We start from the raw sequence: 14,272 nt of genomic DNA, 5'->3' as shown, positions 1-14,272 counted from the left end.
GCTGGCGGTGGACAAATTGCCCTCTCTCTAAAAGAAAAAAGGAGGCTCCATCATGAAGCAGAGTTCTTCTAATCGTAAAGTTAATGAGCAGGCGCGGGAGGTTATTGCGAGTATCCTGCTGTTTGAAATTTCTGATCCGCGGCTGGAACTTGTTACGGTGACGGGCTGTGAGGTTAGTTATGACCGCAGCGTGTGTAACGTGTTTTACACCACGGAGCCTGAGCGCTATGAGGATGTGGCGGCAGCGTTTCAGAAGGCGGCGGGGCGTATTCGGTCGCTGATGGCGAAGAAGTTGTCGTGGCGCGTGGCTCCGGAGTTGCGCTTCTTGCTTGATCAGAGTGTCGATCAGGCCGAGCGTATCGCTTCGGCACTTCAGCGCGACGCGCATCGCAGCGCCATTGTTGCGCCGACGGAAAGTGATGTGCCGGCCGATGCCGATCCGTTCGCTGAGCGCGAAGCTGAGGTCACGCAGGCTAATGGGGAGGGTGCATGAGCGTCACGCCACAAACCAATACCGATTTACCCGCGCTCGCTCGCATCTTGGGCGAGCGCGACAACTTTGTTATCTGTGGGCACGTAAGCCCTGATGGCGATTGCATTGGCTCGCAGCTGGCGCTTATGTTTGCGCTGCGCTTGCTCGGCAAGACGGCCACGTGTCTGTTGGCTAAAGACGAACCAATTGACGTACGCCTGACGTTTTTACCGGGATCAGATGAGTTTATTCCGGCGGCGGCGTTTCAGGGGGTGCCGTCCACGTTCATTGCGGTAGATGTGCCGCTTAAGGAGCGCATGAACTCTGCGGCGGGGCATATTTTGGATGCGTGTGAGTTCTCCGTCACCATCGACCACCACGCGGTGGACGAGCGCATGACCGATCTCGCGTATGTCGACCCGGCCATCGCCTCCACAACAATGCTCATCTGGGAACTGGCGGGGCTTTTGGGGGTTGAGCGTGACGCGCGTATCGCCCAGTGCTGCTACACCGGCCTGGTTACCGACACGGGCCGCTTCCAGTATCAGAACACCGATGCGCCGGCGCTTGCGGCGGCGGCGCAGATGGTGGAAGCGGGAGCCACGCCGGCTGACGTGTCGCGTCACATTTTCCAGAGCCGTTCGCTTCCTTCCATTGAGTTGGAGGCGCTTGCCATTGAGCGCATGCATTTAGGCGCGCATGGCGCGTATGCACTCAGCTGGATTGAGCAGGCTGACTACGCGCGCACGGGTGCGGTCAAGGCCGACGGCGAGCCGCTCATTGATGTGCTGCGTTCGTTGCGCGGCGTACGTGTGGCGTGCATGTTGCGTGACCAGGGCGACTCGGTGCGCGGTAGCTTCCGCGCTAAAGATGATACCGATGTGGCGGCGCTGGCACGCACGCTCGGTGGCGGCGGACACCGCGCTGCTGCGGGCTTTACGGTGTCGGGCCCCATGGTGGCTGCCGTGGCGCGCATTGAGGATTTGCTGACTGAAATGCTAGAGGAATCGGCGGATTCTTCTGCGCAGAACACAGGGGAGCACGCGTCGTGAAACGAGGGTCATCGGGGCTCTCGCTTGTCGTGGGCGTTAACAAACCAGCAGGCATGACCTCGCACGATGTAGTGAATCGCTGTCGGCGCATTTTCGACGAGCGGCGCGTCGGTCACACGGGTACGCTTGACCCGATGGCCACGGGCGTTCTGCCTATCTGCGTGGGACCAGCTACGCGCCTGGATGCCTACCTCACTGGCCACGACAAGCGCTATCGCGTGCGCATCGCCTTTGGCGCGGCTACCACCACCGACGACGCTGAGGGTGACATCATTCGCACGGGCGAAGTTCCCGCGTGTGTGCTTGACCCCGCCTTTGCGACGTCGTTTGTGGAAGGCCTGGTGGGGGCACGCAAACAGCTGCCGCCGGCGTATTCGGCCATCAAGGTGGAGGGCCGGAAGGCCTGTGATGCCGCACGTCAGGGCACTATTATCGATCTCGCTCCGCGCGACATTGTGGTGCATGAGGCGCGCCTGCTCGCCGTGCGCGATGTGGGCGACGATTCGCCCTATCCCTCGTGGGATGTGGAATTCTTTGTGTCGAAGGGTACCTACATTCGCTCCCTTGCGCGTGACGCGGGGGTGGCCGTGGGGTGTCCGGCGCACGTGGCGGCGCTTGAGCGCACCCAAATTGGGTTGCTGCGCTTAGAAGAGTGCGTCACGCTGGAAACGCTTGCTGAGCAGGGCCCGCAGGCGGCGCTCGATCCGGTGCGCCTACTGGGGGTGCGCTTCATCTATGCCGATGGCGCGCTCACGGCGGCGGTGCGCAACGGTAACCCGTTGCCGGCTGATGCACCGCTGTTCGAGCGCCGACGTGCGGGGATGGCGCTGGAGTTGTGCGCGTGTACGGCGGGGGTGCGCGAAAGCTGCACGCCGCCTGAGGACGGCGAGGTGGTGGCCGTGATAGGGGAGAATAAGCTCGTGGCGCTCTATGCCTACGAGCAGAACCGCGACGCGTATCGCGCGCGGTGTGTGTTTCAGACAGGGGTGTCTCGCGGTGGAGATATATAAGGTAGAAGACGGGTTCGACTCCGTGTTCTTCGCGGGGTCGTCGTGCGCGTTTGGTGTGTTCGATGGTGTGCATCGGGGGCATCAGTTCCTCCTTGCGTGCGCGCAAGAGACGGCGGCCGCATCCGGCGGCAAGGCGGTGGCGCTCACATTTGACGTCGATCCCGACGAAAAGCTGCATCCCGACCGCCTCAAGAAACTCATGACCAACGAAGAGCGCTTGGCCGCCCTTGCTGCAACCGGCGTTGATGCCGTGGCGGTGCTGCCGTTCACGCCCGAGTTCGCCGCTTCAACGCCCGATGAATTCCTTCAGCGCACCTTCGACGGCACGCCACCTGCGTATTTGCACGTGGGATCTGACTTCCGCTTCGGTGCGAAGGCGGCAGGCACCGTGCGCGAGCTTGAAGCGTGGGCGGTCCACACCGGCACACAGGTATGCGCGCACGATTTACAGGGGGCCGACGGCGCGCCCATCACGGCCACGCGCATTCGCCTTCTTCTGGCCGAAGGAAACATTGAGGAAGCGAACCGCCTACTCGGACATCCCTACTTCGTGACGGGCACGGTGCAGCCGGGCCGCGGCGAGGGGGCCGACCTCGGCTTCCGCACGGCTAACCTCGTGATCCCTGATCAGCTGCGTGCACTCGGCGATGGCGTGTATGCCGCCTGGGCCACGGTGGATGGCGAGCGCTACAAGGCCGCGGTCAACGTGGGGGTGGCAGCTACGTTTGCCGACCGCGCGACGGCCACCTGTGAGGTGCACCTGCTGGACTTCGACGGCGACCTCTACGGACGTCCGGTCAAGGTGGAGTTTCTTCACTGGCTGCGGGCCATGCGCGCCTTCGACAGCATCGACGAACTCATTGCCACCGTCAAAGGCAACATTCAGTGGGTGAGGGATAACCTCTAAGCCGCTCTCAGACACCGCGTCAACAATTCGGTGTCCGTTTGGCGGCGCAGCAGGGCTTCGTCTCCAAAAAATCTCGGTTTCCCCTTCACATTATCTGCGAATACCCTAAAATGGGGCAGTTGCGATCTTCTCACCACGATGCCGGGTGAAAAGGCCGCATCGCCAGTATTGGACGAAACAAGGAGGATACACGTGACTACTGCAGTCGCTTGGATGGCTCCCATCTGTGCCGTCATCGGCATTTGCATGGCGGGCTATCTCGGTTCCTGGGTGCTCAGGCAAGACCCCGGTCCCGACAAGATGAACAACATTTCGCTGAAGATTCAGCAGGGCGCCAAGGCGTTCCTCATGAGCGAGTACAAGTTGCTCATCATCTTTATGATTGTCGTTGCTATTGTAATGGCCATTTTCCTGTCGCCCATCACGGCGCTTGCGTTTGTGACCGGCGGCATTATGTCGGCTGCCGCGGGCTATGTGGGCATGCATGTGGCCACGCGCGCGAACACCCGCACGGCGCACGCTGCCGAGGAATCGGTGGCCAAGGCGCTGAACATCAGTTTCAAGTCGGGCCTCACTATGGGTCTGTGCGTGGCGTCGTTCGCCCTGCTGGGCCTGTCGCTCTGGCTCATTGCTATGGTGTTTGGCCTGGCGTTTGGCGTTGACATCAACCAGCAGCTGGCCGACCTTATGCACACGAACATCGGCATGGTGGAAGGCTTCGCCACCGGCGCTTCCGCCGTGGCACTGTTTGCCCGTGTGGGTGGCGGCATCTACACGAAGGCGGCCGACGTGGGAGCCGACCTCGTGGGTAAGGTTGAGGCGGGCATTCCCGAGGACGACCCGCGCAACCCGGCTACCATCGCCGACAACGTGGGCGACAACGTGGGCGACGTTGCGGGTATGGGCGCCGACCTGTTCGAGTCCTACACCGGCGCTATCCTGGCTCCCACCATCCTCGCTGCCACGTTTGGCGCGCTGGGTGGCTACTTCGCCACGGGCGACTTGGTGTGGGCGCTTGTTACGCCGGTCATCATCGCTGGTTGCGGCATCATCACGTCCATCATCGGCCTCTTTGCCGTGCGCGCCAAGGAAGGTGCGGAACTGCACAAGGCGCTGAACCGCGGCACGTACGTGGCTGCTGGCATTGAAATTGTCGTGATCTTCTGCCTGTTCTACGTGTGGAGCACGCAGTCCACGGAAGCGCAGCCGCTGTGGCTGTTCGGCTCCGTGCTGTGCGGCCTCATTGCGGGCCTGGCCATTGGTAAGATCACCGAGTACTTCTGCTCCGACAAGTACAAGCCGGTGCACAAGATTGCCGACGCGGCCGACACCGGTGCGGCGACGGTTATCATCGAGGGCATTGGTACGGGCATGCTGTCCACCATCGCTCCCATTATCCTGGTGGCGCTCGCTATCATTGGCGCCTATACGTTTGGCAACATGGCCTTCCCGGCGGCTTCCGCTGAGGGTGGTATTGCGGTTGGCCTGTTCGGTGTGGGCCTGGCTGCTACGGGCATGCTGTCGAACACCGCTATCACTATTGGCGTGGATGCGTACGGCCCCGTGGCCGACAACGCTGGCGGCATCGCTGAGATGGCGGGTCTGCCCGAGGAAGTGCGCGACCGCACCGACGCGCTTGACGCCGTGGGCAACACGACGGCCGCTATCGCGAAGGGCTTCGCCATTGCGTCTGCGGGCCTGTCGGCTATCTCGCTCTTCGTGTCCTACCAGGCCACGATGCACCATGCTATTCCGAACTTCGAGTTGACGCTCACCGACCCGCTCATTGTGGCTGGTATCTTCATTGGTGCCATGATGCCGTTCATGTTCGCCGCCCTTACCATGGGTGCGGTGTCGCGTGCGGCTCACGCCATGGTGGAAGAGGTGCGCCGTCAGTTCCGCGAGATCAAGGGCATCATGACCTACGAGGCCGAGCCCGAGTACGACAAGTGCGTGGCTATCTCCACGTCGTCTGCACTGCGCGAAATGATGCTGCCGGGCTGCCTGGCTGTGGTGGTGCCGGTGCTCATTGGCTGCTTCAACCCGGCTATGCTCGGCGGCTTCTTGGCCGGCGCGGTTGCTACGGGTATGCTCATGGCTATCTTCATGTCGAACGCCGGTGGCGCGTGGGACAACGCGAAGAAGTACATTGAGCAGGGCTATCATGGTGGCAAGGGTTCCGAGGCTCACAAGGCCGCCGTCGTGGGCGACACCGTGGGCGACCCGTTCAAGGACACCTCTGGTCCGTCCATGAACATCCTCATCAACCTCATGACCATCGTGTCTCTGACGTTTGCTCCGCTGTTCATCGCCGTGCAGGCCATGTTCTAAATCGCGCAAGCACGTAACGTTTGTTGTCAAGAACCCCTGGCGGTGTGCCGGGGGTTCTTGTTGTTGAGTGGATGCTTGTTATAAGTGCAGACGGCAAGGGTAGAACCCTTGCCCTACGTTCAACCTATGAAAAAGAACGTGCTGTGAATGCAAACACGCCACCCGGGGAGGGGCGGCGTGTGGAGTGAGTGGCGGAGACGTGTGCGAATCGAACGCACCCGAGACGTTCTGCACGCCCCGCAACGGCTTTGAAGGCCGCGGGATCCACCAGGAATCCTTCCATCTCCTTATAACAAACGCGAACGACCAAAAGGCCGTCCGTTTTTGTGGTTCACCTATGATACTGCATTTCCGGCGTGTCCACGGGGATTACACGATCCGTCATCATGCTGTCGCTGTGGTGCACGTCGCGCCGTTAGGTGCGCTTGGGACCCAGTTCGCGCTCGTCGCCCACGCGGCGGGTAACACCTTGGGCATCGAAGTGCTCCAACAGGGGAATGGCGTACTTGCGGCTGACCCCGAGGGCATCACGTAGCTCAGCCGCCGTCGCACGGGCGTACGTGTGCAAGAAGGCAACCGCAGCATCTTCAAGCGCGGTATAAGCAGCGGTGCCGAATACGAGGCTGGGGCTGACGCGGTGGATGCGCCCTGCTTTTTCAAGTGCGCTGAGTGCGCGTCGGGCTGCAGATGCTTCGACACCTGCTTGAGTGATGAGGTCGTCAACGCTGGGCGGCGTTGATCCTGCGTCGGCGAGGAGGCTGATCAGGGCCGCGGCTGCTTGCTCTTCGAGTTTGCGGGCGCCGGCGCCCGCTTTGGGGTGTGCGATGAGGCCGTCATCTATCATGACCTGGCCTGCACCGAGCGCGTCCTGCACGAGCGCTTCGAAGCACGCTTCAGTCAAGCGCGTGGGCAGGCGATCGAGCAGGGCTCGCTTCGAAAGGCCGGGTGCGGTGGGTTGCTCGGCGTGGAAGCGCAGCAGTTCGTTTTCCAGGGCGGACGTGTGCTTTTGGAGTAGGCCGCGCGTTGTGTAGTAAGCGTCTGGTTCCGTGCTCAGTCGCGCGAGCGCACCGGCAGCGTGACGGTCTTCTAACCGACGTGCGGCTGCATCTTCGGAGATGCTTGCTGCACGCGCCACCTCGGCGGCAGTGACGGGCGTTTTCTGCTGCGCGAAGGCGGCATCACACGCAGCTTCAACATCACCGGCAAGCAGGGCATCCAAGAGAGCCTGCTCGCCTTCGCGTAGGGTGGTGCGTCGGCGGGGGTGTGGATGCAGCACGATGCCGCCACCCACCACCTGCACCGGCGTGAGCGAGCGCATAACGAAGCGATCGCCCGTCGATACGGGCAGTGGTTCGTCCAGGCGAACCTGCGCGAAGGTGGCGCTGCCGGGAGCCAGTTCCGCCAGTCCGTCCATGAAGAGCACGCGCCCCAGTACCTCCGCCGTACCATGGGCAATGCGCATGCGCGTCCCGGTGGCGAGGGGTGTGGCGTCGCCCTCGGTACCCAGATAAGTCACTTGAGCGTCGAAGCGATCGGTCGGGCGCAGGGTTTCCGGTGTGGTGAGCAGCATGCCGGGACGCACATCCTCGGTGCTTACCGCACCCAGGTTTACCGCAACGCGGTTACCGGCTTCGGCGCGCTCTACTGCCTGTCCGTGCGTTTGAACGCCCCGGACGCGAGCGCGGGGGCCACCGGGTAGCGCTTCCAGTTCGTCTCCCGGTGTAATGGCGCCACTCCACAAGGTGCCGGTGACCACGGTGCCCGACCCCTTGATGGAAAACGACCGGTCGATGGGCAGCCGCGGCGTCGTGGCATCGTGCGCGCGCGTGAGCCCCTGCACGGCCCGCGCTAGTTCGGCGCGCAGGTCTGCGAGTCCCTCTCCGGTTCGGGCTGATACGGGTACGAGCGGAGCGTTCGCATAGGGCGTGGACGCCAGGTACTCCCGGACTTCCTCGGTAATGAGTTCGACCCAGTCTGCATCCACGAGATCGGTTTTGGTGAGTGCTATCACGACGCGCTCAATGCCCAGCAGTTCCAGCACCGCGAGGTGTTCAGCGGTTTGTGGCATGACGCCGTCGTCGGCCGCAATGCAGAGCAGCGCCAGGTCAATGCCGGTGGCACCCGCTATCATCTGGCGTACAAAGCGCTCGTGACCAGGCACATCCACTACGCCAAGTACCGTGCCATCATCCAGCTCCAGGCGCGCGAATCCCAGCTCGATGGTAATGCCGCGACGCTTCTCTTCGGCCAAGCGGTCGGGGTCGGTGCCGGTAAGCGCTTGCACGAGCGTCGATTTGCCGTGGTCAATGTGCCCGGCCGTACCCAAAATAAAGTGCGGGGCGGTCTGCGCCAGGGTATTCACCTCGCGTGTCATGCGCCCACCATCTGAAAATACTCGGCGAAGGCGGCGGCAAGTTCGGCAACTTCTCCCTCATTCAACAGGGTGCGCGCGTCGCAGAGAATCGCGTCTTGCTTGATGCGACAGACCACCGGCACGTCGCGTCCCGCCACGAGGTACCGCTCGCAGTCCTGCGCGCTGCCGCGGAGAAATTCCACGCGCGCGGCGCAGGTGGGAATGTCGCAGAGTGGCAACGCCCCGCCTCCCGCGCGAGCCACCTCCGGCACCACACTCACGCGCGCCGCCTCGGCCGGCACGGCGTCGACAAGAGCGCATGCCACGGCTTCGGCGCGCTGCTGCACGTCCTCAACTGGCTCGGCCAGCATGCGCAAGGTGGGAATTTCGCGCAGAGCGCGTTCCTCGTCCAGATACAAGCGCAGCGTGGCCTCCAAGGCGGCGAGTGTCATCTTGTCCAGGCGCAGCGCGCGGGCGAGCGGGTTTTTCTTCAGGCGCTCAATAAGGTGCTTCGAGCCAGCGATGATGCCCGCCTGTGGCCCGCCAAGCAGCTTGTCGCCCGAGAAGGACACCAGGTCACAGCCCGCAGCCAGCGATTCTGCCACCGTTGGTTCCGCGTACGCGCCGAAGCACGGCAGGTTCAAAAACGCGCCCGAACCCTGGTCTTCGTACACCAGCAGTTCCTCAAAGTCCGCGCCCGCTGCCGCCTCGCGTCGTCGTGCGTTTTCGGCGTCGGCCAGGGCGCGCAGCTCCTTCACGCCCACGCTCTCCGTGAAACCCACCACGCGGAAGTTCGAGGGGTGCACTTTCAGCACCATGGCCGTGTTTGGCGTGATGGCGGCCGCGTAGTCGGCCACGTGTGTCTTGTTGGTGGTGCCCACCTCGCGCATGAGGGCGTGGGACTGCGCCATGATGTCGGGCACGCGGAACGACCCGCCAATTTCCACCAGTTGCCCGCGCGACACCACGGCCTCGCGTTCGGCGGCGAATTCGGCTAACACCATCATGACGGCGGCTGCGTTGTTGTTGACGGCGAGCGCAGCCTCCGCGCCGGTGAGCTGGCAGATGAGGTGCTCCACGTGGCTGTGACGGCTCCCGCGCGCCTGTGTGGCGGGGTCATATTCCAACGTGGAGTAGCTGGCCGCTACCTGCGCGACGGCCTCAACGGCGGCAGGCGCAAGGGGGCTGCGGCCCAGGTTCGTGTGCACGATAACGCCCGTGGCATTCACCACGCGTCGCAGTGAGGGCCTCTCAAGCGCCAGCGCCCGCAGCCGCACGTCGGCCATGAGGGCGTCCTTATCAACTGCGGCCACGGTGCCCGTAAGAATGCCCGTGCGCACCGCATCCACCGCCTCGCGTGCGCACGCAACCACCCTCTCGCGTGGCAGACGCTCCGCGAGCGCCTTCACGGTATCGTGCGAGAGCACTTCTTCAATCTGCGGAAGGGAACGCAAGAGCGCACGCTGGTCTGAACTGGGCATGAACAGGGCCTTTCTCACAGGGGAGGCAAGTAGTGCGGCCTCCTCGCAGGTTCGCATCCCCCGATTATACCAGCACCGTGTTGCCTTCACGTTGTCCGCACGGTCACGGCTGTCCATTCGCGCGCGAAGGGGATGCGCTATACTGCGCTTTTGAATAAAGAAATGAAAGCGGGACGTATGATTTACTTCGATAACGCGGCAACCACCATGAAAAAGCCCCCTGAGGTGGTGCAAGCTGTCGTGGAGGCGCTGCAATCGTTTGGCGGGGTGGGGCGCGGGGTGCATGGCGCGTCGCTTTCGGCGGGCATGGCGGTGTATGAGGCGCGCGAGGCGGTGGCACGGCTCTTCGGTGCGCCGTCGGCTGCGCGTGTGGCGTTCTGCTCGAACGCGACCGAGGCGCTTAATGTTGCTATTGCGGGGTTAGTACGTCCTGGTGAGCGGGCGGTGACCACGGCCGCGTCGCACAACTCGGTGTTGCGGCCGCTCTACCGCGCTCGTGCGCAGGGCGCTGACGTGGACATTCTGCCCGTGGCTCCCGACGCCTCCATCAACTACGACGCGCTGGAAGCGCTGCTTGAGCGCCCGACACGGCTTTTGGTCGCAACGCATGCCTCCAACGTGACGGGCGACGTGTACGATATCGAACGCATGACGCATCTTGCTCACGCTCACGGGGCGCTGCTGCTGGTTGATGCGGCCCAGACGGCGGGCGTGGTGCCGCTTGACATGGGCACGATGGGCCTTGACCTGGTGGCTTTTACGGGGCACAAGAGTCTGTTTGGCCCCCAGGGCACGGGTGGGCTATGCGTGGGCGAAGGCGTGGAAGTGCCGCGTTATAAGGTGGGCGGTTCGGGCATCAAGAGCTATGACGAGGAACACCCTTCCACCATGCCGGAGCGCTTGGAGGCGGGTACGCTGAACGGCCACGGCATTGCCGGTTTGGCGGCAGGTATCGCGTACCTTGAGCGCGTGGGGCTTGACGCGGTCGCCACACAGACGCACGCGCTGGTGGAACGCTTTGAGGCGGGCGCTCGCCAGATTGAGGGCGTGCGCATTCTGGGAGGTCAGGCCGACAGCGGCCGTTGCGGCATTGTGGCGCTCAACGTGGGTGACGTGGATTCTGCGGTAGTGAGTGCTGCGTTGAACGCGGATTTTGGCATCTGCACGCGGGCGGGTGCCCACTGCGCGCCGCTCATGCACCAGGCCCTCGGCACGATGGATCAGGGTGCCGTGCGCTTCAGCTTCTCGCACCTGAACACGATGGATGAGGTGGAGGAAGGGCTACACGCGCTTTCTCAGGTGGCGGCCGCGGTGCTCAAGGATGAGGCGCGCGCAGGGGTATAATGGAGCGCACCAAACGAAAGGAATCGCACATGAAGATTATCGATGCGTTCGGCATGCAGTGTCCGAAACCGCTCGTGCTGGCCAAGAAGGAAATCGACGGCGGCTGTCGCGAACTGGCGGTGCAGGTGGACAACGAAACGGCCGTGAAGAATCTCACGCGCTTGGGTAGCAAGACGGGGCTTGCGGTGTCAACCGATGTGATTGAGGGCGGCTGGCTCGTGTCGTTTTCCGAGGGCGACGGCGCAGCGGTACCGGTGGAAGCGCCCGCTCCTGCCGCTGCTTCTGCCTGTGCGGTTGGCGGCGGTTGTGGCTACGCGGTGTTCGTGGGCAAAGATCATGTGGGCGAAGGCGATGGTGAACTGGGCTACAACCTCATGAAGATGGCGCTGTACACGCTGTCCGAATCCGACGAGGTACCCGCTTCGCTTCTGTTTATGAATTCCGGCGTGAAGCTGGTGGCTGGCGGCGAGCAGCAGATTATCGATAGCGTGAACACGCTCATCGAGAAGGGTACTGAGGTGCTGGTGTGTGGCACCTGCCTGGATTTCTACGGCCTGAAAGAGCAGTTGGCGGTAGGTGAGGTATCCAACATGTACGATATCCTTGAGCGCATGCACGAAGCCGCCAAGGTCATCACGCTCTAAGGCGCGCCCCCGTGGAACCTTCTGCTTCCTTTTATGTGATAGCGTTCGAATCGACGCACGCGGCCATGGCGGCCAACAAGGCCCTTGCGGCCGCGGGCTGTGCCTTCGCGATGATTCCCACCCCCCGCGAAATCAGCGCCGGATGCGGCATGTCGCTCCGCTTCGCCGCCCCAAGCGATGCCGAAGCCCAAGTGACGGCCCAAGGAGTAAGCGAAGCGCACAGCCTCGCCGCACTCTACGCGAAAGAATACTCCGGGTATCGGCTAATAGAGAAATTGTAGGGAAGAAAAAGGACGCAGGAAATGTATCCCTTCCTGCGCCCTTCACTGATACTTTAAATGGTCACGCTCACTATTCCGCAAACGCAATCTTTCCGGCTTCGCCTTCTACGACGCGGCCGATGAGGGCGGGTGCACGGCCGCTGCGGCGCTCGAATGCCTGCTCAAACGTGTGCGCTGCCTCGGGCGGGATGGCAACTAGGAGGCCGCCCGATGTTTGCGGGTCGCACACCACGGCCAACCTGTCGTCGTACTCGGTATCCGAAAGCGCTCCCTTTTCCACATAGCCCTCGGCCTGATCCATGATGGCGAACGCGCGGTTGGGGCGGCAGTAGGCGCTCGCTAATTCCAGCACGCCGTCGAAGAGCGGCAGGGCATCGAAGTCCACCACGGCGGCGCAGCCGCTTGCTTCCAGAAGTTCGTGCAGATGCCCGGCGAGACCAAAACCCGTCACGTCGGTAGCTGCATGCACGCCCGATTCCGCCAAAGCTGCAGCACCGGCGGCGTTCAGTTCCATCATCGACTCCACCACCGGGCGCAGCTCCGCCTCGGTGCGCAGGTCGCACGCGCGCGCCGACACCATAATGCCCGTGCCGAGTGGCTTGGTGAGGTAGAGCAAATCTCCCACCTGCGCGCCCGCGTTGCGCACGATGTGGTCGGGGTGTACGGTGCCAAACACGGTGAGGCCGTACTTCGGCTCCGCGTCGTCGATGGTATGGCCGCCTGCGACAAACGCGCCCGCCTCGCGCACGGCATCGGCCCCGCCGCGCAGAATTTCGCTTGCCACCTCGGCACCCAGCGCCACGTCAAGCGCCAGCAGGTTCAGCGCCACGTGCGGCGTTGCGCCCATGGCGAACACGTCGGAAAGCGCGTTGGCTGCCGCGATACGCCCGAACTCATACGGGTCATCCACAATAGGTGTGAAGAAGTCCACGGTGAGCACAGCCGCCATCTCGTCGGTGAGCTTCCATACGGCCGCATCATCGCTCGTTTCGAACCCGAGCAGCATACGCTCACGATCCATAGCCGGCTGCCCACCTGCCGTAACGCCCGTCGCAGCCAAAGTATGCAGTATCTCGTCGAGGTCGCCCGGACCCCACTTAGCCGCTCAACCACCCTTAGAGGTAAGCTTGGTCAACTTAATGCGCTCAAGTTCGTCCATAGTAACTCCTTGTCGGCGCCCGCCCTGGGGTGTGTTTGTTTTTCGCCAGTATAACAGGAGCGCCAGCGTTGTCGTATGAACGAAAGCGCGCTGATACCGTCTACCGACGGGTGCATCGGATGGTGGGGCCCAGTGAGGTGGTGTGCAGGGCCTCGTGATAACATCAAGCTTTTCACTGGGGTATACGCGAAAGGGTGGTCATGCGAGGTAAAGGTGCTGGTAAATCCATGGTTTGCATGATGTGTGAGCGGAGCTGAGCAGCCGTGGCGCGCGTTGAATTTTGTCCGCCGTGTTCGTCTGAGACGGCTGAACGGCCTATTCGCATCATTTTGAACGACACGCTGGTGGCCGTAAGCCAGGGGAGTCCCTATGGGTTGCGCGAGCTTGCGGTGGGATATCTCCTGTCGGAGGGGCTTATCACCGACCGCGAGCAGCTGGTGAAGGTGATAGAAGACGCGCAGGGCGCGGCGGTCCACGTTACATCCTGTGAATGCGTGCGGGAAGGGTACGTGCCGCTGCACCGTGTGACCTCGGCCGGTTGTGCGCAGTCGGCCGTGCTTGCGGCCGGGAACCCAGCACGCCCCGCATCCTCACTCAAGCCAAGCATCACCTTCAACGCCGACGCGCTTCTCTCCTGCATGGACGAACTCTGCACGTGCAGCCCACGGCGCAACAGCGGTAAGTGCGTGCACGGCTGCGGCCTCAGTGCGCCGGGAGAGGCACACCTGGCGCTGGTGCGCGAAGATATTGGCCGCCACAATGCGCTCGACAAACTCATTGGTCAGGCGTGGCTTGACCGCATCAATGTGCGCGACAAAGCTCTGTTCATCACGGGGCGCATCAGTTGCGAGATGGCGCTCAAAGCGCATCGCGCGGGCTGCCCGGTTCTCGTGTCACGCAAGTCCGCCACCGACGAGGCGGTGCTCCGCGCGTCCGAGCTCGGCGTGGCGTTGGTTTCCCACTGCCGCGACGGCGCGTTGCGCGTCCTTTCGTGCCCTGAGCGTATTAGTAACTAAATGCCCTCTGCGCTTCGTCCCCCCCCACAAGCCGAAAAAAGAGCCACGAACCATCCCTCTACCTCACGCTACCCGCCCAAACATTTCTGACCTGGCAAAATGCACACGCTACTCCGTTTGCATGACACGGCACACAGCGCTCTCCCGGACAAAATCACGCGTCTGCATGATAGGCGAGCCGTACGTTTCGGGGCATACTGGGCCTCGTTGAAATCAGGCGGC

12 protein-coding genes and 1 tRNA gene are annotated in these 14,272 nt (G+C 62.9%); 9 read left to right on the top strand and 4 right to left on the bottom strand.

From position 1 onward, the window contains the following. Positions 1–52: 52 nt before the first annotated feature. From rbfA to QNJ86_RS01340, 5 genes are all read left to right on the top strand, one after another. Positions 53–493: a 30S ribosome-binding factor RbfA gene (rbfA, locus tag QNJ86_RS01360; RefSeq protein ID WP_283830770.1), complete on the top strand. Its 441-nt coding sequence runs from the start codon at positions 53–55 to the stop codon at positions 491–493. Beyond that, entirely contained in the window at positions 490–1,524 is a 1,035-nt protein-coding gene (locus QNJ86_RS01355; RefSeq protein ID WP_283830769.1) for a DHH family phosphoesterase, read from the top strand. Before rbfA ends, QNJ86_RS01355 begins: the two co-directional genes overlap by 4 nt. Next, complete coding sequence (gene truB / locus QNJ86_RS01350; protein ID WP_283830768.1) at positions 1,521–2,534, top strand: tRNA pseudouridine(55) synthase TruB; 1,014 nt, start codon at positions 1,521–1,523, stop codon at positions 2,532–2,534. Before QNJ86_RS01355 ends, truB begins: the two co-directional genes overlap by 4 nt. Next, the gene (gene ribF, locus QNJ86_RS01345; RefSeq protein WP_283830767.1) at positions 2,521–3,441 is read left to right on the top strand and encodes a riboflavin biosynthesis protein RibF; all 921 of its coding nucleotides are present in this window, start codon (positions 2,521–2,523) and stop codon (positions 3,439–3,441) included. Before truB ends, ribF begins: the two co-directional genes overlap by 14 nt. A 213-nt stretch (positions 3,442–3,654) precedes the next feature. Further along, positions 3,655–5,772: a sodium-translocating pyrophosphatase gene (locus tag QNJ86_RS01340; protein WP_283830904.1), complete on the top strand. Its 2,118-nt coding sequence runs from the start codon at positions 3,655–3,657 to the stop codon at positions 5,770–5,772. 189 nt (positions 5,773–5,961) lie between these two features. Here QNJ86_RS01340 and QNJ86_RS01335 read toward each other — a convergent pair. From QNJ86_RS01335 to selA, 3 genes are all read right to left on the bottom strand, one after another. Continuing rightward, positions 5,962–6,059: transfer RNA gene (locus tag QNJ86_RS01335), tRNA-Sec, on the bottom strand. 128 nt (positions 6,060–6,187) lie between these two features. Beyond that, entirely contained in the window at positions 6,188–8,146 is a 1,959-nt protein-coding gene (gene selB / locus QNJ86_RS01330) for a selenocysteine-specific translation elongation factor (protein WP_283830766.1), read from the bottom strand. Further along, complete coding sequence (gene selA, locus QNJ86_RS01325) at positions 8,143–9,606, bottom strand: L-seryl-tRNA(Sec) selenium transferase (RefSeq protein ID WP_283830765.1); 1,464 nt, start codon at positions 9,604–9,606, stop codon at positions 8,143–8,145. Before selA ends, selB begins: the two co-directional genes overlap by 4 nt. Before the next feature lie 177 nt (positions 9,607–9,783). On the opposite strand from selA, the gene QNJ86_RS01320 reads away from it, so the two are divergent. From QNJ86_RS01320 to QNJ86_RS01310, 3 genes are read left to right on the top strand one after another with little or no spacing between them, the layout of a single operon-like run. Next, the gene (locus QNJ86_RS01320) at positions 9,784–10,950 is read left to right on the top strand and encodes an aminotransferase class V-fold PLP-dependent enzyme (protein ID WP_283830764.1); all 1,167 of its coding nucleotides are present in this window, start codon (positions 9,784–9,786) and stop codon (positions 10,948–10,950) included. Positions 10,951–10,979: 29 nt separating this feature from the next. Further along, positions 10,980–11,594 carry a sulfurtransferase-like selenium metabolism protein YedF gene (gene yedF / locus QNJ86_RS01315; protein ID WP_283830763.1) on the top strand — a complete coding sequence of 205 codons (615 nt, stop codon included), beginning with the start codon at positions 10,980–10,982 and terminating at the stop codon, positions 11,592–11,594. 11 nt (positions 11,595–11,605) lie between these two features. Further along, positions 11,606–11,875 (top strand): putative Se/S carrier protein, encoded by a 270-nt coding sequence (locus QNJ86_RS01310; protein WP_283830762.1) that lies wholly within the window; start codon positions 11,606–11,608, stop codon positions 11,873–11,875. Between the two features lie 70 nt (positions 11,876–11,945). On the opposite strand, the gene selD is transcribed toward QNJ86_RS01310, so the two are convergent. Beyond that, positions 11,946–13,034 (bottom strand): selenide, water dikinase SelD, encoded by a 1,089-nt coding sequence (gene selD / locus QNJ86_RS01305; protein WP_283830761.1) that lies wholly within the window; start codon positions 13,032–13,034, stop codon positions 11,946–11,948. 263 nt (positions 13,035–13,297) lie between these two features. Here selD and QNJ86_RS01300 point away from each other — a divergent pair, with 263 nt between their 5' ends. Continuing rightward, positions 13,298–14,050: a formate dehydrogenase accessory sulfurtransferase FdhD gene (locus tag QNJ86_RS01300; protein ID WP_283830760.1), complete on the top strand. Its 753-nt coding sequence runs from the start codon at positions 13,298–13,300 to the stop codon at positions 14,048–14,050. The last annotated feature ends 222 nt before the right edge of the window (positions 14,051–14,272 follow it).

This window comes from Gordonibacter faecis (assembly GCF_030077735.1).
Taxonomy (GTDB): Bacteria; Actinomycetota; Coriobacteriia; order Coriobacteriales; family Eggerthellaceae; genus Gordonibacter; species Gordonibacter faecis.
The sequence above is the reverse complement of the archived record's forward strand: the minus strand, read 5'-3'. Positions and strand labels throughout refer to the sequence as shown.